We start from the raw sequence: 19,938 nt of genomic DNA, 5'->3' as shown, positions 1-19,938 counted from the left end.
GGGTCTTGGGGGTGGGTTTCCCCGATCCTACTGTGCGAAATATCTTGCGTGCATGTCGGTTACAGACCGGGAAAAACCTGTTTCATGCGGGTCGGCTGTGGGGTTCCGGGGATAGGTTGGAACAGTCATGGGTTCAGAACAGCAATCTTCGAGGCTGGTCCTCGACGTCCCGAGTAGGGGCGACTGCGCGGAAATTTTTGCGATTGCCAGCGATCCGCGCACGTGGACGCACATTCCGGGGGAGCGAAGCAGTGACCCAAAGAAAACCGCCGAGCTTGTTGAAATGTTTCGCGAGGGGTGGACCGCGCACGGGCTTTCAAATTGGGTCGTGCGCCTGGGGCTGCAACATGAGGATCCGCGGATTCGTCCCGGGATGCTTCTAGGTACCGGGGGAGTCCACCTCTTTGAGCCTCCGGCGGCGAGCCCGTTCTGGAATCTCGGATACCGGATTGCGCCAGAAGGTTGGGGGCGGGGCTTCGCCACGGAGGTCGCCGCCAGGGCCGTGGGGATTGCGCGGGAGGTGAATCCCGAGGCACCGGTGATCGCCAGGGTGTTGTCAACGAACCCGGCCTCGGCCAAGGTCGCGCAGAAGGCGGGCCTCAAGCTGGCGTGGCAGGGTGCTCCCTCGAAAGAAACGATTGCGGCCGTCGGGCAGGAAACGGTGCAACGGCTCATTTTTGCCGACCGCGACCTTGACCCGGGAATGCTGGGTTGGCTGGCTTCCCGCGGATAGCAAAAACTTCATGCTGCGCATGGTCCTTCGGATAGAACCGGTTTCCCTCATGAGTGAAGCGCTGAGCGAACCAACATTCCGGATGCTGAGTGCCATGACGGGCCTGTGCACTGAGGCGCAAGGTCTTGAAGCCAGTGCGCACGTTGCCCGGCAGCGACCTGCGGCGGGCGGGTAAACCTCCGGCGCAGAAGAGCCGTTCTCCTGCGCCGGAAGAGTCCTATTTTTCTCCGTCGCGGACCCGCTGGGTGAAGTTTTGTACGTGGTCCTGCAGAACCTGGATCCTGTGTGCGATTGCCGCCTCCCGGTCAAAGCCGACATACGGCAGGGACTGGGGTGTGCGGACGTTGACCGAGCATTCGAACTTCTCACACACCAACGTGCTGATGGTGTCGCCGTTGCGCCCGGCGGGGCCGGCCTGCCTGGCGTTGAAGAACGTCACGTCGTTGGGCAGGTTTATGTCCTCGCACCATGAGCACTGGGGACGACTGCGGGTTTTTCCCTCGGCCTTGCGGAAAATGATGCCGACGGGCTCGCCGTCCAGGAACGTGACCACGTAGCCAATGAGCGGAAGTTTTTCGTCGCGCCAGCCGAGGAAGTCGAGGCTTTCCCAGGAGAGCTCGTCAAAGTTGCTTGGCAGCGTGAGGGACTTGCGCTCGCGGAGCGAGGCATTGATGAACGATGACCGGATTTGTTGTTCTGTGAGGGGAAGCATGAAAAATGTTGCCTAACTGTCTTTTCCGCTCGGCGGCAGTGGCCGGGCACGAGGCGGGAAGGTGATTCGGGTGGGAAGGAAACCGTCCAAGGGGCGCCCGATGGTGGGCCAAGACCGCATGACGGAATCCGTCGCGCCGTGTGGCGCGGGAAAAGAACCGCGAAAGACAGCGTTATCTCGAGCCGGCGGAAAAGACGCCGGCAACCTCCGGACGCCGCGTGGGCAGCTGGGTCGAGATGAAAACGAACATGGGAAAACTATACGCCCGCCGGGAACCCGGCCACGTCGATCGGCCGCGGTTCAGCGACCTTCGAGGCTCCCGCTTGATTTGAGCAAGCCACGCAACGGCGTCCAGCCAACGGGCAGGGGCCCTCGGATATCGGCGCGCCGGCGGTCGGCTTCGGCGGACCAACCTTGTGCGACGGTGCCGCCCGGTTCTCCGACGGCACCGCGCGCCACCCGGAATCCGACGTCCTCCAACAGGGCGTCGGGTGCACTGCCACGGCGCACCGCGGCGCGGCAGCTCCACCTTTTGTCCGCCCAGCCGCCTCCGCGCAGGCTGCGGTAATCCCCGTACCTGGCAGTGTCCGCGTAATCCCAGCACCATTCCCAGACGTTGCCGATGGTGTCGAAGAGGTCGAAACCGTTTGGCTGCTTCAGCGCAACGCCCTGAGGTTTCTCGACGTTGTCAGCTGCCGTCCAGGCGATGTTTTCGAGGGGACCGTAGGTAGGCCCGGCGGTTCCCGCCCGGCAGGCCCATTCCCATTCGGCCTCCGTGGGAAGCCTGTAGCCGTCGGCACCCACGTCCCAGACGACCTCCCGGTCGTTGATGTCGTACACGGGTTTCAGCCCGGCAACAATTGACGCACCATTGCACCAATGTATTGCCTCGAACCAGGTCACCGGGTGCGCGGGTAATGAACCCTGCGGATTGGCCATTGTTCCGGGGTTGGACCATTGGCCGGCGGTAACCGGGGTGGTTCCAATTTCGAAGGGCACGAGTGCCACAGCGCGAGTGGATGAGGAACGGGCGTCCCGCAGCTGCACGGTGCCTGCGGGGATGGAGGCGAACGGCCCGGTGTTTTCGGGTGTGCGAGGCATGGTTTCAAGTCTTCCGCATGCCTTTGCGATTGCAAGCCGGTTGCGCGGATGTGTCCGCGGAGGACGTGTCCAGCTGCACGGGATTCTATGAATATTGCTGTAATCCATGACACGGCGTTGACTTCTGGGCTTAAAACAGCGTTCACTTAATCTTAGTATGCGAGAGAAAGATTTCGTACAGTGAAATACTCTCGTGCTTCAAATGGTGACCAAAAGTAGCCACCCCTCTCCACATCTGAAGGAAACACCCATGACCCTCGTTGATGAGTTCGCTCAAGCATCGTCGTTCGATCCAGAGGAAACCTCTGAATGGATCGAATCATTTGATGCGTTGGTCCAGGCACGCGGCACGCAAACCGCGGAAGGCATCATGAGCACTCTCATGAGTCGAGCGGGCCAGGCCAGCGTGAATTTGCCGCTGGTCCACACCACGGATTACGTGAACACCATTCCCGTGGACCAGGAACCCGAGTTCCCGGGCGACGAGCAGGTCGAACGCCGCTACCGCGCCTACATGCGCTGGAACGCCGCCGTCATGGTGCACCGCGGCCAGCGCCCCGGCGTGGGCGTCGGCGGGCACATCTCCACCTACGCCGGCGCCGCCACCCTGTACGAGGTGGGCTTCAACCACTTCTTCCGCGGCAAGAACCACCCCGGCGGCGGCGACCAGGTCTTCTTCCAGGGCCACGCCTCCCCGGGCATGTACGCCCGCGCCTTCATGGAAGGCCGCCTGTCCGAGGAGGACATGGACGGCTTCCGCCAGGAAAAGTCCCGCGCCGGCCACGCCCTGCCCTCCTACCCGCACCCGCGCTCGCTGCCGGACTTCTGGGAGTTCCCCACCGTCTCGATGGGCATCGGCCCGGCCAATGCGATCTACCAGGCGCAGTCCAACCGCTACCTGCAGAACCGCGGCATCAAGGACACCTCCGGCCAGCACGTCTGGGCCTTCCTGGGCGACGGCGAAATGGACGAGCCGGAGGCTCGTGGGTTCCTGCAGCTGGCGGCCAACGAGAAGCTCGACAACCTCACCTTCGTGGTCAACTGCAACCTGCAGCGCCTGGACGGCCCGGTGCGCGGCAACGGCAAGATCATGCAGGAGCTCGAGGCGTTCTTCCGCGGCGCGGGCTGGAACGTCATCAAGGTCGTCTGGGGCCGCGAGTGGGATGCCCTGCTCGAAAAGGACGCCGGCAGCGCCCTGGTTGACATCATGAACCAGACCCCGGACGGGGACTACCAGACCTACAAGGCCGAGAACGGCGCCTTCGTGCGCGAGCACTTCTTCGGCAAGACCCCGGAAACCAAGGAAATGGTTGCCGACCTCACCGACGAGGACATCTGGAACCTCAAGCGCGGCGGCCACGACTACCACAAGGTCTACGCCGCCTACAAGGCAGCGACCGAGTTCAAGGGCAAGCCGACGGTCATCCTGACCAAGACGGTCAAGGGCTACGGCCTGGGCCCGCACTTCGAGGCGCGCAACGCGACGCACCAGATGAAGAAGATGACCCTGGAGGACCTCAAGGGCTTCCGCGACCACCTGCGCATCCCGATCACCGACGAGCAGCTGGAGGCGGACCCGTACCTGCCGCCGTACTACCGCCCGGCCGACGACTCGGCCGAGTACAAGTACATGATGGAGCGCCGCGCCGCGCTCGGCGGCGCCGTGCCGTCGCGCCGCACCACGTCCAAGGAGATCCACCTCCCCGAGGACAAGGCCTACGACACCGCTTCGCGCGGCTCGGGCAAGCAGCAGGCCGCCACCACCATGGCGTTCGTCCGCCTGCTCAAGGACCTGATGCGCGACAAGGACTTCGGCAAGCGCGTGGTCCCGATCGTGCCCGACGAGTCGCGCACCTTCGGCATGGACGCGTTCTTCCCGACCGCCAAGATCTACAACCCGGCCGGCCAGAACTACCTCTCCGTGGACCGCGACCTGGTCCTGGCCTACAAGGAATCCCCGGCCGGGCAGCTGATCCACCCGGGCATCAACGAGGCCGGAGCCGTCGCGGCGTTCACCGCCGCGGGCACCTCCTACTCCACCCACGACGAGCCGTTGATCCCGATCTACGTGTTCTACTCGATGTTCGGCTTCCAGCGCACCGGCGACTCCTTCTGGGCCGCCGCCGACCAGATGGCCCGGGGCTTCATCATGGGCGCCACCGCGGGCCGCACCACGCTGACCGGCGAGGGCCTGCAGCACGCGGACGGGCACTCCCCGATCCTCGCGGCCACCAACTCCGCGGTCCTGACCTACGACCCGGCCTACGGCTACGAGATCGGCCACATCATGCGTGCCGGCCTGGAGCGCATGTACGGCGGGGCGCACGAGGACCCGAACGTGATGTACTACATCACGCTCTACAACGAGCCGTACCGGCAGCCCAAGGAACCGGAAGACCTGGATGTCGAGGGCATCGTCAAGGGAATCTACCGGGTCTCCGAGAACCACATGGAAGGCCCCCGTGCCCAGCTCATGGCTTCGGGCGTTGCGGTTCCGTGGGCACTCGAGGCACAGCGCCTGCTGGCCGAGGAGTGGGGCGTCTCGGCCGATGTCTGGTCCGTGACCTCGTGGAACGAGTTGCGCCGCGACGGCCTGGCTGCCGAGCGGGAGAACTTCATGAACCCCGGCTCGGAGCCGCGCGTCCCGTTCGTCGCCCGGCAGCTTGAGGGTGCGCAGGGACCGGTTATCGCCGCCACCGACTACATGTCTTTGGTCCCGGACCAGATCCGCCAGTTCGTCCCGAACGAGTTCGCGACCCTGGGTGCCGACGGGTTCGGCTTCTCCGACACCCGCGCCGCCGCGCGCCGCTTCTTCAAGATCGACGCCCAGTCAATGGTTGTCCGCACCCTGCAGATGCTGGCCAAGCGCGGGGAGGTCGACGCCTCGGCACCGGCCGCAGCCTTCGCCAAGTACCAGCTGAACGACGTCAACGCCGGCACCAGCGGAAGCGCCGGCGGCGAAGCCTAGCACTTAGGGCTCGCACGGGCAGCGCGGGGTCGTTTCAGAACGGAACCCGCCTGCGACGTCGCGAGACACGTTCCAAGCGTGGCCCGCGACATCGATTGTGGGGAAATGTCCTCAGCTATGTGCCGAGGACATTTTCTTTGCCCTTTATGCCGAGACAATTCCTGGTTTGCCGGGTGTGGCCGCCGGGAATCTGGACTGTTTGCTTCCATCGCCGTGGTTTTGTTGCGGGCAGGCATGATGGGTGTTTCACCTCGGGGCGAACCGGGCAAGAAGACGCGTAGGAGCCGCGTAAGAGCGCGCAGGAAGCCGTGGCACGGGAACGGCGCTCGACTTCAGGGGGGCGTTGGAAATCGCAGCATGCGGTCATGGGCCCCGGCGTACCGCCCCGAGGGGCAGCGAGGCCCAGAGCACACGCAGGAGCCCGCGCATGTGGACGGGCAGGCTCCGTCTTGCGGGTGAGCCATGTTGTGAGAGATCGCCGGGGGACGCCCGCCCAAAGCTTGCCAGGCTTTAAACACCACAAACGAGGGGATGCCATGGCGCCTCCAATAGCATCCCCTCGTGGACTGGTGGGGTGTTGTTGCTTGCTACTGCGTCCGTGGTTTTAGCTGCGTGCCTTGCTGCGGTGCAACCAAGACCACCACGATGTCGACTTCCTGTTCCGCGAAGTCCCGGATCCGAAGTCGGGATCTAGGCCTCGAATGGGTTCGAACATCGTGATGAAAGGCCTCACGGATAGTTCTCCGGATGCCAGTGCCTCATGTCCTTTGGATGATTCAGCTGCCGAATCGACGGTGTTCATGTTACCCCCTTCGAGGTGATTAATTTCGTATTGCGGAATACGGATTTTGTCTGATGGAATAATTATCATCACATTCTCGGCGCATGCACAAGGGTTCGGCGGGAAAAAGTTGCCGCGGGAGCCAAATGTTTCGTCCCTACAAAGAAGCCGAAAAGACTTTTTCGGCGAAACGCTTGACGGCAGTGATGTGATGGGGGTTACATGTATCGAAGGAAAGATTCCACGATTCAAAAACATCGAGTCGAAGCCGGCGTTGCCGGTGGTAAGGGTGTTCAGCGTTTGGGCGTGGCCTAAAAGTATTGAAAGAGCTGATCACCCATGAACTTATTGCATTTCAACACCCTTGACACCCCTGCCGCTGCAGGCGTCCTTCGTCCCTGCCTTGACGTTGACAGGTGGATTGATTCCATTGTCTGCAAGCGCCCCTTCGCATCGATCGACGATCTTGTTGCGCACGCAGGGCTTGCCGCGGCGCCGCTATCCGAGGAAGAAATTGCCTCGGCGCTGGCCCACCACCCTCGTATTGGCGAGCGCGCCGAGGGCGGTTCGACCGAAGCGACACTGAGTCGCGCGGAACAGTCGACACTCACCCTGGGCGAGGGCATCAAGGAATCCCTCTCCGCGGGAAACCGGGCCTATGAACAGCGGTTTGACCGCGTCTTTCTTATTCGCGCGGCCGGCCGCAGCAGTGAAGAGATCCTGGCCGAGCTTGATCGGCGCCTCTTGAACGACGACGAAGAGGAAACGCGCGAGGTCGGGCAGCAGTTGCGTGAAATCGCATTGCTTCGCCTCCGCGCGCTCTTCGAATCCGTTTCCGCACGCTAGCGGCATTCGCCAAAACCATCTTTGAGGAGCTCGGAGCCCGCAATCATGACAAATCGCAGCCACATCACAACCCATGTACTCGACACCGGGACCGGGAGGCCTTCCTCCGGTGTCAAGGCCACGCTGGAAGCCAAGACGGCATCCGGTTGGCAAGAAATCGGAACCGGGGTGACCGACAGTGATGGTCGGATCGCAAACCTTGGTCCGGTGCAGGTTGAAGCAGGTGAATACCGGGTTTCATTCGAGACCGGTGCCTACTTCGGGTCGAAGGGTACGGAAACCTTCTTCCCCGCGGTAACGATCAATTTCCTGGTGAGCAACACCGCTGATCACTACCACGTACCCCTTCTTATCAGCCCGTTTGCATTTTCCACGTACCGAGGGAGCTAATACAATGACTGCCACAAAGATCGAAACCCCTGTTTCGACCAAGATCGTCCTGGGACAGAACCAGTACGGCAAGGCCGAAGTCCGGCTCGTCAAGATCACCCGCGACACCAAGCGCCACGAGATCGAGGACCTGAACGTCACTTCGCAACTCCATGGCGATTTCACCCGGGCGCACATCGATGGCGACAACGCCCTGGTGGTGCCCACCGACACCCAGAAGAACACGGTTTACGGGCTGGCCCGCGACGGCGTGGGCGCCGTCGAGAACTTCCTGGTCCGGTTGGGAACGCACTTCACCGGCGAATTCGACTGGATCACCGGTGGCCGTTGGTCGGCCGAGCAGTACTTCTGGGACCGCATCAACGACCACGACCACGCGTTCTCCCGCAACAAGTCCGAGGTCCGCACCGCGGTTCTCGAGATCGTCAACGGCGAGAAGAACATTGTTGCCGGCATCCAGGGGCTGACGGTCCTGAAGTCCACGGGCAGCGAATTCAACGGTTTCCCCGTTGACCGCTACACCACGCTGCAGGAAACCTCGGACCGCATCCTGGCCACTGATGTCACCGCCCGTTGGCGCTACAACACCAAGGTCGTCAACGAGGGAGAGCTCGACTTCGATGCGATCTACACCTCGGTCCGGGGGCACCTGCTCTCGGAATTCGCCAACAACCACTCGTACGCGCTGCAGCAGACCATGTTTGAAATGGGCCGTGCGGTACTCGAGGCGCATCCCGAAATCGATGAGATCAAGATGTCGCTGCCCAACAAACACCACTTCCTGGTGGACCTCACTCCGTTCGGCCAGGACAACCCCAACGAAGTCTTCTTCGCGGCAGATCGCCCGTATGGACTCATTGAAGCAACCATCACGCGTGAGGGAGTCCCCGCCACGCATCCGATCTGGGAAAACACACCCGGTTTTTGCTAAGCGATGAGTAACAGGGTGCGCCGATGTAGCAGCACCGGCGCACCCTTCATCGCAGCAACCGACTAGGAGGTCAGTTGTGAACGCTACGCAAGACAAAACTACCAAACTTCGACCCGAGGACGAGCGCCTTCCCTTGGGCAGAACCATCGCCTATGGATTGCAGCATGTGCTGACCATGTACGGGGGCATCATCGCGCCGCCCCTGATCATTGGCGGTGCCGCGGGGCTCTCTTCGGAAGAGATCGGCGTCTTGATCGCCAGCTGTCTCTTTGTCGGTGGGCTCGCGACCATCCTGCAGACGGTGGGCATCCCGTTCTTCGGTTGCCAGCTGCCGCTGGTGCAGGGCACCTCGTTTGCCTCGGTGGCCACCATGGTGGCGATCGTCAACGGCGGCGGGGGAATCCAGGCCGTGTTCGGCGCCGTACTCGCGGCCTCTGCCGTCGGCTTCCTGATAGCTCCCTTCTTCGCCAGGATCGTGCGCTTCTTCCCGCCCGTTGTCACCGGCGTGGTCATCACCATGATCGGCATTTCGCTGACGCCGGTGGCAGCCAACTGGGCCATGGGCGGAAACGCCAAGGCCGAGAACTACGGAAGCCTTGAGAACATCGGGCTCGCCGCCGCCACGCTTTTGATTGCGCTGCTGCTTTCCAAGCTCGGCAATGCCGCGATCTCCCGTCTTTCGATCCTGCTGGCAATGGTGCTCGGAACCGTCTTGGCGCTGCTTTTGGGCATGGCGGACTTCTCCAAGGTCGGCCAGGGTGCACTCTTTGCCTTCCCGCAGCCGCTGGCCTTCGGCTGGCCCGTCTTTGAACTCGGCGGCATCATTTCGATGATCATCGTTGTCCTGGTGATCCTCACGGAAACCACCGCCGACATCCTGGCCGTGGGTGAGATTGCCGGCACCAAGGTCGACTCGCGCCGCATCGCCGACGGCCTGCGCGCCGACATGGCATCAAGCATTGTGGCGCCGTTCCTGAACACATTCACGCAGAGCGCCTTCGCCCAGAACGTGGGCCTGGTGGCCATCACCGGTGTCAAGAGCCGCTTTGTGGTGACCGCTGGCGGCGGCATCCTGGTGGTACTTGGCCTCCTACCGGTCTTGGGCAGGGTCGTTGCCGCAGTGCCCACCGCGGTGTTAGGCGGCGCGGGGATCGTACTCTTCGGCACCGTTGCCGCTTCCGGCATCCGCACGTTGAGCAAGGTCAAGTACGAGGGAAACCTCAACCTGATCATCGTTGCCACCTCGATTGCCTTCGGCTGCCTCCCGATCGTCAAGCCAGATTTCTACGATGCGTTCCCCACTTGGTTCGGGACGATTTTCCACTCGGGAATCAGCTCGGCCGCGGTCATGGCCATCCTGCTGAACCTGCTGTTCAACGAAATGAAGTTCGGAACGCCTAAGAAGGATGCCTCGGTGTTCGTCGCGGCTCCGCCGCGCATGGTGCGTGAAGAGGAAGTCCGCAGCCTGCTGGACGGGGACCACTATGAGGCAGGCAAGCTGATCGACGCCAACGGCGAGGAAGTGCCGGTGGTGAGCGACGAAGAGTTCAAGCAGGCCCTTGAACAGCACCAACAGGAGCTGGCCGGGGTCGGTATTCGGGTTCCGGCTGAAAATACCGGGCACAGGGCGAAAGGAAGTGAGTTCAAACACGCCTAGCGGGCGGGGAATACAACTGCTAACGAGATGACTGGCGGGGCGGGTGATCCGAGGGGGATGGGCCTTCGGATCACCCGCTCCGCTTTTGGGGTTCGGTGCCATGTGCGGCCGAAAAGAACATCACCCGGGGCCGCATGGGCGGCCCCGGGTGATTTACGTGCTTGACCTGGCTCGAATGCTGCCTTGACCGATTGCGCGTGAACGATTAGTCGACGCGCACCGCAAGCGAATTGGACAGTTGCAGGGCAGCGCTCCTGAGTTCGGGAATCGCGCGCTCGGCGAAGTCCTCGGTGACACGCGTGACGGGCCCGGAGATGGAGATTGCCATCGGCGTCGGCGCGCCAGGCACTGCCATGGCAAAGCAGCGGACGCCAAGTTCCTGTTCTTCTTCGTCGATTGCGTATCCCCGACGGCGAATCTGTTCAAGATCGGCGAAGAGCCGGCTCACGGTGGTGATCGTGTTCGGCGTGTACACGGCCATTCCGGCCTGATCGACAAGGCGACGGACCCGGTCATCATCCAGGACGGACAGGATGGCCTTGCCGACGCCGGTTCCGTGAAGGGTGGAACGGCGCCCGACCTCGGTGATCATGCGCATGGACTGCGGAGACTGCGCCTGGGCGATGTACGTGACCATGTCGCCGTCCAGGACGGCAATGTTTGCCGATTCCCCCAGGGTGTTCACCAGGTTCTTGAGCACCGGGGTGGCCAGGGCGCCGAGCTGACGGTTGGCCACCTCGCCCAGGCGGATAAGTCGCGGGCCCAAGGAGTATCGACGGTTTGCCAGCTGACGGACATAGCCGATGCCAACGAGGGTCCGCAGCAAGCGGTGGATGGTCGGCAGAGGTAGCGGAGTATCGACCGCGAGTTCGCTGAGAGCAGCCTCTCCGCCCGCGCGGGCGATGACTTCCAGCAGCTCAAATGCACGTTCAACGGACTGGACGCCGGACGCCGCCTTGGGTTCGGACATTGCGAAACTCCTCGTATATGGGGGATCGATGGAAGGGTCTGTACTTAACTTACCGGAGAGCGTGATAATTATTCCGCGATCCGGAAGTGCGGCGGAAAATGTATGAGCCAAGCCACATTTAGGGCTTGTATTTTCATCCTGTAGATAATAGTATCCACTATACGGAAAACTTTTCTCGAGGAGGACCTCATGGCTGTACCTAGCCCAGGCTATTCATTGACCCTTAGGGTAGAAACCCCTGCCACGATTACCGCGACGAGCGAGCTCGCCGCTGCCGTTGGCAAGGCCGGCGGTTCGATTACCGCGTTGGATGTGACCGAATCCGGCCATGAGCACATGGTTGTCGACGTCAGCTGCAACACCACCGATGCGGCCCACGGCGACCTCATCCGCGACGCACTTAACGCGCTCGAAGGTGTCACGGTCCGTAACGTCTCCGACCGCACCTTCCTGATGCACCTCGGCGGCAAGCTCGAGGTCGTCCCCAAGGTGGCACTTCGCAACCGCGACGATCTCTCTCGCGCCTACACCCCGGGTGTTGCCCGCGTCTGTTTGGCAATCGCCGAGAACCCAGCGGCCGCCCGCAACCTCACCATCAAGCGCAACACCATTGCCGTGGTCACCGACGGTTCCGCCGTCCTGGGCCTGGGCAACATCGGCCCTGCCGCGGCCCTGCCGGTCATGGAAGGCAAGGCCGCACTGTTCAAGCAGTTCGCCAACGTCGACGCCTGGCCGGTCTGCCTGGACACCCAGGACACCGAGGAAATCATCATGATCGTCAAGGCTCTCGCCCCCGTCTACGGCGGCGTGAACCTCGAAGACATCGCAGCCCCGCGCTGCTTCGAGATCGAAGCCCGCCTGCGCGAGGAACTCGACATTCCGGTCTTCCACGATGACCAGCACGGCACCGCAATCGTCACCCTCGCCGCGTTGACCAACGCGCTGCTGGTGGTTGGCAAGCAGATCGACCAGATCAAGATCGTTGTCTCCGGCGTCGGCGCCGCGGGCAACGCGATCATCCAGCTCCTGGCCGCACGCGGCGCAAAGAACATCATTGCCTGCGGTCGCAACGGCGCCATCAGCCGCGATGATGTCTCGGCGGACGCGCACCGCAACTGGCTGGCCGAGAACACCAACCCCGAGAACTTCAAGGGTTCCCTGCACGAGGCCATTGCCGGCGCCGACGTCTTCATCGGCGTTTCCGCACCGAACATCCTCGAAGAAGAGCACATCGCCTCCATGAACACGGATGCAATCGTCTTCGCCATGGCGAACCCGGATCCCGAGGTCGACCCGATCGCAGCAGGGCGCCACGCGGCCATCGTCGCCACGGGTCGTTCCGACTTCCCGAACCAGATCAACAACGTGCTTGCCTTCCCCGGATTCTTCCGCGGATTGCTCGATGCCGGAGTCTCGGACATCACCGACTCGATGCTGTTGGCCGCGGCCGACGCCATCTCCGCCCGCGTGAGCCAGGACGAACTGAACCCGGGATTCATCATCCCGAGCGTCTTTGACCCGCACGTGGCCTCCGATGTGGCCGAAGCCGTTGCACACGCGGCAGCAAAGAACAAGTAGCAAGAAAGAGCGCCTCCAATGACTATCACCGTCACCCACTACCCGGCCGTTGCACAGGCCGAAGAGATCCTTTCCACCGAGGCACTGGCCTTTGTCGGAAAGCTGCAAGAAAAGTTCGCACCCACCCGCGACTCCCTGCTTGAGGCCCGCGGCGTGGCCCGCGCCGAGGCAGCCCGCACCGGAAGCCTGGACTTCGACCCGGCCACCGCCGAGATCCGCAACGGCGACTGGAAGGTCGCCCCGGCACCTGCAGCGTTGCAGGACCGCCGCGTGGAAATCACCGGCCCGGCAACCCCGGCCAAGATGGCCATCAACGCGCTGAACTCCGGCGCCAAGGTGTGGCTCGCGGACCTCGAGGACGCCTCGACCCCGACCTGGCACAACGTCATCGACGCCCTGGCCAACCTGGGTGCCGCAGCACGCGGAACCTTGGCGTTCGTGTCCCCGGAGGGCAAGGAATACGCGCTGCGCACCGACGCGCCGCTGGCCACCGTCGTGGTCCGCCCGCGCGGCTGGCACATGGAGGAAGCCAACCTGCTGGTCAACGGCGAAGCAACCGTTGGCGCCCTCGTCGACTTCGGCCTGCACTTCTTCCACAACGCCAAGGTTCTCAGCGAGTCGGGCCAGGGCCCGTTCTACTACCTGCCCAAGATGGAGTCCTCCCTCGAGTCCCGCCTGTGGAACGACGTCTTCGCCTTCGCCGAGGCCGAGCTGGGCATCGAACACGGCACCATCCGCGCCACCATGCTCATCGAGACCATCCCGGCGGCATTCCAGATGGACGAGATGCTCTTCGAGCTGCGTGACTACGCCTCGGGCCTGAACGCCGGACGCTGGGACTACCTCTTTTCCATCATCAAGTACTTCCGCGAGGCCGGCGACAAGTTCATCATGCCCGACCGCGCCGATGTGGCGATGACGGCCCCGATGATGCGCGCTTACACCGAGCTCCTGGTGCAGACCTGCCACAAGCGCGGCGCCTTCGCGATGGGCGGCATGGCCGCAGTCATCCCGAACCGCCGCGAACCGGAAGTCACCGCCGCCGCCTTCGACAAGGTCCGCAACGACAAGACCCGCGAGGCCAACGACGGCTTCGACGGATCCTGGGTTGCACACCCGGACCTGGTCTCCATCTGCCGTGAAGTCTTCGACTCGGTGCTCGGCGAAAAGTCGAACCAGGTCGACCGCCAGCGCCCCGAGGTCTCCGTCACTGCCGACCAGCTGCTCGACGTCGCCTCGGCGCCGGGCTCGGTCACCGAGGCCGGGGTCAACGCCAACCTCTACGTGGCAGTCGCCTACACCGCCGTGTGGCTTTCGGGCACCGGCGCCGTGGCCATCCACAACCTCATGGAGGATGCCGCAACCGCGGAGATCTCCCGTTCGCAGATCTGGCAGCAGATCAACAACAAGGTCGTCGCAGCCGACACCGGCAACACCATCACCGCCGAACTCGTCGCCAAGGCCCTCGCCGTCCAGGTGGAGAAGCTGCGCGGTGAGGTCGACAACGCCGAGACCTTCGAGAAGTACTACGTGCCGGCTGCCGCCCTCATCGGCCGCCTGGTCTCGGGCCGCGAGGAAGACTTTGAGGACTTCCTCACCCTTCCCGCCTACCGCCTGCTGGACACCGGAGTGGCCGCCAAATGAGCACACGTCACGCACTGGATGCCGCGGCCCTGGCCGAGGTTGAATCGCGTCTGGCAGCCACCGACGAGTTGCTGGCCAACAGCTACCCGGGTGACGACGGGCGCCGCCAGCCCATCCACACCGCCTACGTCCCCGCCGACCGTTTCGCGCCCGAGCTTCCCGCCCAATGGGGAGCCGACGCGCTGAACGCCGCGGGCGGCTTTGCCGGCCTGGCCGCCCTGGCCCAGAAGCTCGGGTTGGAAGACCCCGCAGCCCTGGCAGAGCTGGTGGCGGCGAAGCTGAACAGCGAACCCATTGAGGACCTGCGACTGGACTTCGAGGACGGATTCGGTGTCCGCAGTGACGCCGAGGAAGACGCCGCCGTCGTCGAGGCCGCCCGCCAGGTGGCCCAGGCCGTCGCCGACGGCGTGGCGCCGCCCTTCATCGGCATCCGCTTCAAGTGCTTCGAGGCACCCACCCGTGCCCGCGCGTTGCGCACCCTTGACCTGTTCATTTCCGAGCTCGTCGCCCAGGGTCCGCTGCCGGAAGGACTCGTGCTGACGCTGCCCAAGGTCACCACGATCGATCAGGTCGAGGCCATGGTCTACGTCTGCGAGAAGCTCGAGGAGGTGCACGGCCTGCCCGCAGGCCGCCTGCGCTTCGAGGTGCAGATGGAAACCCCGCAGCTGATCCTCTCGCACGAGGGCACCGTGCCCTCCGCCGCGTTGATCCACGCCGGCAAGGGACGCGTTTCCTCGCTGCACTACGGCACCTACGACTACTCGGCCTCCCTCGGCATCGCGGCGGCCTACCAGTCGATGGAACACCCGGCGGCGGACTACGCCAAGAACGTCATGCAGGTGGCGGTCGCCGGCACCGGCGTGCACCTCTCCGACGGCTCGACGAACATCCTGCCGCTGGGCGATGCCGAAGCCATGGAAAGCGCCTGGGCGCTGCATGCCCGCCTGGTGCGCCGTCACCTGGAACGCGGCATCTACCAGGGCTGGGACCTGCACCAGAACCAGCTGGCCACCCGCTACCTGGCAACCTACGCGTTCTACCGCGAGGGTTTCGAGGCAGCCGCGGCCCGCCTGCGCAACTACGTGCACAAGGTCGAATCCGCGATCATGGACGAGCCTGCAACTGCCAAGGCGCTTGCAAACTTCATCCGCCGCGGCATGATCTGCGGCGCGCTGACCGCCGAGGAAATCACCGCCAAGGCCGAGATTTCCGTAACCACCCTTGAATCGATCGCCCTGGCGCGAGCAACACAGACGGAGGAATCCAATGCCTAACATCGAGACTCGTGCCGATGCAAGCTACTACACCAACTACGGCGGACACCCGCCGCAGACCGACCTGCTGACCGACCGCGCCATCGTCACCGAGGCGTACACTGTGATCCCGCGCGGCGTGCTGCGCGACATCGTCACCTCCGTCTTCCCCGAGTGGACGGGCACCCGGGCTTGGGTGCTTAACCGCCCGGTCGCCGGCGGTTCGACTACCTTCGCCCAGTCGATCGTGGAGGTCACCCCGGGTGGCGGTTCGCAGAAGCCGGAACCGCAGGCCGAGGTCCAGTCGTTCATCTTTGTCGTCGCCGGCGTGCTGACGGTGACGATCAACGGCACCGAGCACAAGCTGGAAGAGGGCGGCTTCGCCTACGTTCCGGCCGGCGCCGACTGGTCCGTGCTGAACAACGGCGGCGACATCACCACCTTCCACTGGATCCGCAAGCGCTACGAGCCGCTGGCCGGCGTCGCGGCCCCGGGTGCGGTCGTTGGCAACGAAAAGGACGTCGTGCCGGGCGCAATGCCAGGCACCGAGGGCAAGTGGCGCACCACGCGCATGCTTGATCCCGAGGATTTGGCATTCGACTTCGGCGTGAACATCGTGACCTTCGAGCCGGGCGCCTCGATTCCGTTCGCGGAAACCCATGTCATGGAGCACGGCCTGTACGTGCTCGAGGGCAAGGCCGTTTACCGCCTGAACGCCGACTGGGTCGAGGTCGAGGCCGGGGACTACATGTCGCTGCGCGCCTTCTGCCCGCAGGCTTGCTACGCCGGCGGACCGTCGAACTTCCGCTACCTGCTGTACAAGGACCAGAACCGCCAGATCGCCTTGTAGGCAATCACCAGGTTCAATAGCCAAAACCGGGTGCGTGAGAATCCAATCTTCCTGGATTCAAACGCACCCGGTTTTTTGCGTTGTGAGGGTACCCCGCGTGGTCGGCGGCGCGTGCGTGAACAACACGGTGACGGCCGTGGATGCCCAAGGCAACGCCTCCGGGCCAGTGATTGCCGAGACGACGCTGCGCTGGGGCGACAGGGTCGCCATGGAAAATCCCGGCTACATCGATGCGCGCCATGTTTTCCATCGCGCCGGGGCCCAGCTGCTCGACGTTCCGGTGGATGCCCAGGGGGCCGTGCCGCAGCGGGATTATGCTGGTGCACGGTTGGTCTATGTCACGCCGAGCCACCAGCACCCAACCAACGTGACCCTGTCGCTGGAGCGCCGCCTGCAGATGATTGCCCGGGGGGCCGAAGAGCAGGATTTCCTCATCGTCGAGGACGACTATGACGCCGAACTTCAGTACAGCGGCCAGACCAGTCCCTGCATGGCCAGCCTTGATCCCAATGGGAGCACCATCTACGTGGGCACCATCTCCAAGATCCTGGCCCCGGGACTCCGCGTCGGATACGTGGTCGGGCCGAGGAAGTTCATTGCCGCGCTTCGCCAGCGCCGTCGGTATGCCCACCGCCAACCGCCGGGCCACATCCAGCGTGCCATAGCGCTGCTCATGAACGCCGGGGACCTGGCCCGGTCCTACCGGCGCTACAGGAACGACCTGCGCCTACGGTGGCGGGCCGCCACGGAGTCTGCGCTGGAATTGTTCCCGCCGGGACAGATCCTGCCTCCCGGGGGCACCGGTCTGTGGCTGCGCACCGGTGCGGAGCGCCCCGCGCGCGAAATCGCCGCCGATGCCCGCGAACGGGGAATCCTGATTGATGCCGGAGACCACTACTTCTCCAACCCGGCGGACGGGAGCGGTTTCATCCGGGTTGGGTTCGGCGTGATCCGTGCCGAAAAGATTCCGGAGGGGATGCGGCGCCTGGCCGCGTTGCTGCCCCCACATCCAACCGCCCCCGTCGATTGATCGACGGGGGCGGTTGGATGTGAAATTTCTGCTGGCTGGCTTTGCTGCTAGTCGGCGTTGACTTCGATGCTTTCCTTGGTGATCGGCCACCCGGTCACGACCTTGGGACGCGGGGTGGCGTAGGTGCGGACCTTGGAGGTGCTCAAGCCCAGGCGAACCAGGGACTCGGCGATGGTCACCGCTGCCCGAACTCCATCCACGATGGGAACCCCGGTCGCCGCGGCAACCTTTGCCTCGAGTTCCGCCATGCCGCCGCAACCGAGCACGATGACCTCGGCCTTGTCGTTTTCCACGGCCTGGCGTGACTGCTCCACGATTGCTGCCACCGCGCGCTCCGGATCGGATTCGAGTTCGAGCACGCCCAACCCGCTGGCCCGGACCGAGGCGCAACGATCGGTGAGTCCGGCCAACTTCAGCCGATCCTCGATCAGCGGGACGGTGCGATCCAGCGTGGTCACCACAGAGTACTTGTGGCCCAGGAACTGGGCCGTCGAGGCGGCAGCCTCGGTGATGTCCACGACCGGAACGTCGAGCAGTTCCTGCAGGCCCTCGCGGCCGTGTTCTCCGTAACCTGCCTGGATAACCGCATCGAATGGCTCGGTGTAGTTCACAACTTTGTCCATCACCGCGATAGCCGCCAGGTAGCTTTCAAAGTTGCCTTCGCAGGAATCTGCGCCGAAATTCGGGGTCAGCTCGATGATTTCGGTGCCTGGCGAGGCTGCCGAACGGGCCGAGTCGCCGATCGAACGGGTCATGCTGGCCGTCGTGTTGACGTTGAGGACCAGAATTCGCATGGTGAAACTCCTTGGAGCCTATCGAAGTGGGTTGGGGTGGTTAGTGAGTTGGGGCGACTGCGATTTCTTCGCCGCTGACGTCCTTGTACTCCTGGCCGTGCTTGGCGATGGCCAGGTAAATGACCGCACCCAGTCCGGAGCCGATGAACCAGGCAAAGGAGGAGAGATGGGCGAATGCCGGCGAGAACGCGAGCACCAGGGCCGCGACCGCGGAAACGGCCAGGGCAATGACTGCCCGGAAGTTCACGCCGCGGGTGAAGAAGTAGGTGCCGGTGGGGCTTGTCCGGTACAGGTCGGGGATGTTGACCTTGGCACGGCGCATGATCCAGTAGTCGGCCATGATGATGCCGAACAGCGGGCCGAGGATGGCGCCCAGGCCACCCAGGAAGTAGGTGATGACCGCGGGGGAGTTGTAGAGGTTCCACGGCAGGATCAGCAGGCCGATGGTGCCCGAGATTATTCCGGCCCGGCGGAAGTTCAGGTGCTTCGGGAAGAGGTTCGTCAGTGCGTAGATCGGGGCGACGAAGTTTGCCATCAGGTTCACGGCAATGGTCAGGACCAGCAGGGCCGTCGAGGCGGCCAGCAGCAGGAAGACGTTCGGGATGGATTCAACAACATCCGAGGGGCTCGTGATGATGGTGCCGTCGATCTTGAACTGGGCGCCGGTCATCATGACAACGATCACGCCGAAGAGCAGCATGTTCAGCGGAATGCCGAAGAAGTTGCCACGAACGACCGACTTCTTGGAGATGGCGTTGCGGGTGAAGTCGCAGAAGTTCAGCACGAAGGTGGCGTAGATGGAAACCCACAGTGCGCCGCCGCCCAGGATGCTGAGCCACATGTCCGCGCCGGTCTTGGCTTCGCCGGTGGACCATGCGATGGAACCGCCGGCCTGGATGAACATCCACAGCGCCAGGGCGCCCATGGTGAAAAGAATGACGGGGCCGGCGAAGGCCTCGTACTTACGGATCATTTCCATGCCGTAGCTGACGATGACCAGCTGGATGGCCCACAGGGACACGAAGCAGATCCAGCCGAGTGTGGAGAGCCCGAGGAAGTTGTTGGAATTGATTGCCGCGGCACCAGGTGCCACTGCAAGGACCATGACCACCAAGACGACCGAGGCCAAATAGGTCTGGATGCCGAACCAGGCAACGGCGACTGCGCCACGGATCAGGGCCGGGATTTGCGCCCCGCGGATGCCGAAGGCGATGCGGCTCATGACCGGGAACGGGACGCCGGTCTTTTCGCCCATGAACCCGGAGAAGTTCAGGAGTGCGAAGAGCAGGATTGCGCCGAATCCGAGGGCCAGCAGGATCTGCCAGCCACCCAAACCAAGAGCGAAGAGTCCGATGGCAAACGCATAGTTTCCAAGGGAGTGTACATCGTTGGCCCACAGCGTGAAGATGCTGTAGCTGGACCAAGTCCGACCCTTCCTAGTGGTCGGGGCCAAGTCGTTGTTGTAGAGCGTTGCACTGAGGTCGTGGGGGTTGAGCTCGAGTGACGCGACTTCGGCCGGAGCCTTCAATCGCGGGGTGCTCACGTTTGGGGTGGTCATGGGATTGCGCCTTTCGGCCGAGCGGTGTGATGGGGATTACAGCTGCTGAGAAAAATGATGACACGATTCCACCCAAAAGAAAAGCGTTTTCGCATGGTGGAAAAGTGGTGGAAAAGTGTTGACCATAAATACGCAGGTCGCG

General features: G+C 63.4%; 16 protein-coding genes. 11 read left to right on the top strand and 5 right to left on the bottom strand.

What is annotated here, in order from left to right; translation table 11 throughout:
* Window positions 1-127: 127 nt before the first annotated feature.
* The gene (locus tag JOF47_RS18000; RefSeq protein WP_210001000.1) at window positions 128-733 is read left to right on the top strand and encodes a GNAT family N-acetyltransferase; all 606 of its coding nucleotides are present in this window, start codon (window positions 128-130) and stop codon (window positions 731-733) included.
* A gap of 217 nt (window positions 734-950) precedes the next feature.
* On the opposite strand, the gene JOF47_RS17995 is transcribed toward JOF47_RS18000, so the two are convergent.
* Entirely contained in the window at window positions 951-1,445 is a 495-nt protein-coding gene (locus JOF47_RS17995; RefSeq protein WP_210000998.1) for an FBP domain-containing protein, read from the bottom strand.
* Window positions 1,446-1,745: 300 nt separating this feature from the next.
* Window positions 1,746-2,546, bottom strand: a complete 801-nt coding sequence (locus tag JOF47_RS17990) for a formylglycine-generating enzyme family protein (protein WP_210000996.1) — start codon at window positions 2,544-2,546, stop codon at window positions 1,746-1,748.
* Between the two features lie 250 nt (window positions 2,547-2,796).
* Between JOF47_RS17990 and aceE the strand changes: the two genes are divergently transcribed.
* The 5 genes from aceE (at window position 2,797) to JOF47_RS17965 (ending at window position 10,119) form a co-directional block, all read left to right on the top strand.
* Window positions 2,797-5,514, top strand: coding sequence for a pyruvate dehydrogenase (acetyl-transferring), homodimeric type (aceE, locus tag JOF47_RS17985; RefSeq protein ID WP_210000995.1), 2,718 nt, complete (start codon window positions 2,797-2,799; stop codon window positions 5,512-5,514).
* A 1,120-nt stretch (window positions 5,515-6,634) separates the two neighbouring features.
* Window positions 6,635-7,141 carry a 2-oxo-4-hydroxy-4-carboxy-5-ureidoimidazoline decarboxylase gene (gene uraD, locus JOF47_RS17980; protein WP_210000992.1) on the top strand — a complete coding sequence of 169 codons (507 nt, stop codon included), beginning with the start codon at window positions 6,635-6,637 and terminating at the stop codon, window positions 7,139-7,141.
* 45 nt (window positions 7,142-7,186) lie between these two features.
* On the top strand, window positions 7,187-7,531 hold the full coding sequence (gene uraH, locus JOF47_RS17975; RefSeq protein ID WP_210000990.1) for a hydroxyisourate hydrolase: 345 nt from the start codon (window positions 7,187-7,189) through the stop codon (window positions 7,529-7,531).
* Between the two features lie 4 nt (window positions 7,532-7,535).
* Window positions 7,536-8,462, top strand: a complete 927-nt coding sequence (gene pucL, locus JOF47_RS17970) for a factor-independent urate hydroxylase (RefSeq protein WP_210000988.1) — start codon at window positions 7,536-7,538, stop codon at window positions 8,460-8,462.
* A 76-nt stretch (window positions 8,463-8,538) separates the two neighbouring features.
* Complete coding sequence (locus tag JOF47_RS17965) at window positions 8,539-10,119, top strand: nucleobase:cation symporter-2 family protein (protein ID WP_210000986.1); 1,581 nt, start codon at window positions 8,539-8,541, stop codon at window positions 10,117-10,119.
* A 205-nt stretch (window positions 10,120-10,324) separates the two neighbouring features.
* Here JOF47_RS17965 and JOF47_RS17960 read toward each other — a convergent pair whose 3' ends face one another.
* Entirely contained in the window at window positions 10,325-11,089 is a 765-nt protein-coding gene (locus JOF47_RS17960) for an IclR family transcriptional regulator (protein WP_210000985.1), read from the bottom strand.
* Window positions 11,090-11,278: 189 nt separating this feature from the next.
* Here JOF47_RS17960 and JOF47_RS17955 point away from each other — a divergent pair, with 189 nt between their 5' ends.
* The 5 genes from JOF47_RS17955 to JOF47_RS17935 all read left to right on the top strand — a co-directional run bounded on the left by JOF47_RS17955 (window position 11,279) and on the right by JOF47_RS17935 (window position 17,444).
* On the top strand, window positions 11,279-12,667 hold the full coding sequence (locus JOF47_RS17955) for an NAD-dependent malic enzyme (RefSeq protein WP_210000983.1): 1,389 nt from the start codon (window positions 11,279-11,281) through the stop codon (window positions 12,665-12,667).
* An 18-nt stretch (window positions 12,668-12,685) separates the two neighbouring features.
* Window positions 12,686-14,311, top strand: coding sequence for a malate synthase A (gene aceB, locus JOF47_RS17950; protein ID WP_210000982.1), 1,626 nt, complete (start codon window positions 12,686-12,688; stop codon window positions 14,309-14,311).
* Complete coding sequence (locus JOF47_RS17945; RefSeq protein WP_210000981.1) at window positions 14,308-15,585, top strand: DUF6986 family protein; 1,278 nt, start codon at window positions 14,308-14,310, stop codon at window positions 15,583-15,585. The genes aceB and JOF47_RS17945 overlap by 4 nt, the downstream gene beginning before the upstream one ends.
* Window positions 15,578-16,414 (top strand): bifunctional allantoicase/(S)-ureidoglycine aminohydrolase, encoded by an 837-nt coding sequence (locus tag JOF47_RS17940; protein WP_210000979.1) that lies wholly within the window; start codon window positions 15,578-15,580, stop codon window positions 16,412-16,414. The genes JOF47_RS17945 and JOF47_RS17940 overlap by 8 nt, the downstream gene beginning before the upstream one ends.
* 82 nt (window positions 16,415-16,496) lie before the next feature.
* The gene (locus tag JOF47_RS17935) at window positions 16,497-17,444 is read left to right on the top strand and encodes an aminotransferase-like domain-containing protein (RefSeq protein ID WP_210000977.1); all 948 of its coding nucleotides are present in this window, start codon (window positions 16,497-16,499) and stop codon (window positions 17,442-17,444) included.
* Window positions 17,445-17,491: 47 nt separating this feature from the next.
* Here JOF47_RS17935 and JOF47_RS17930 read toward each other — a convergent pair whose 3' ends face one another.
* Together JOF47_RS17930 and JOF47_RS17925 are read right to left on the bottom strand one after the other, a co-directional pair.
* Window positions 17,492-18,238: an aspartate/glutamate racemase family protein gene (locus JOF47_RS17930; protein WP_210000976.1), complete on the bottom strand. Its 747-nt coding sequence runs from the start codon at window positions 18,236-18,238 to the stop codon at window positions 17,492-17,494.
* A gap of 40 nt (window positions 18,239-18,278) precedes the next feature.
* Window positions 18,279-19,796: an NCS1 family nucleobase:cation symporter-1 gene (locus JOF47_RS17925; protein ID WP_210000974.1), complete on the bottom strand. Its 1,518-nt coding sequence runs from the start codon at window positions 19,794-19,796 to the stop codon at window positions 18,279-18,281.
* Window positions 19,797-19,938: the final 142 nt, after the last annotated feature.

This window comes from Paeniglutamicibacter kerguelensis, assembly GCF_017876535.1.
GTDB classification, from domain to species: domain Bacteria; phylum Actinomycetota; class Actinomycetes; order Actinomycetales; family Micrococcaceae; genus Paeniglutamicibacter; species Paeniglutamicibacter kerguelensis.
The sequence above is the reverse complement of the archived record's forward strand: the minus strand, read 5'-3'. Positions and strand labels throughout refer to the sequence as shown.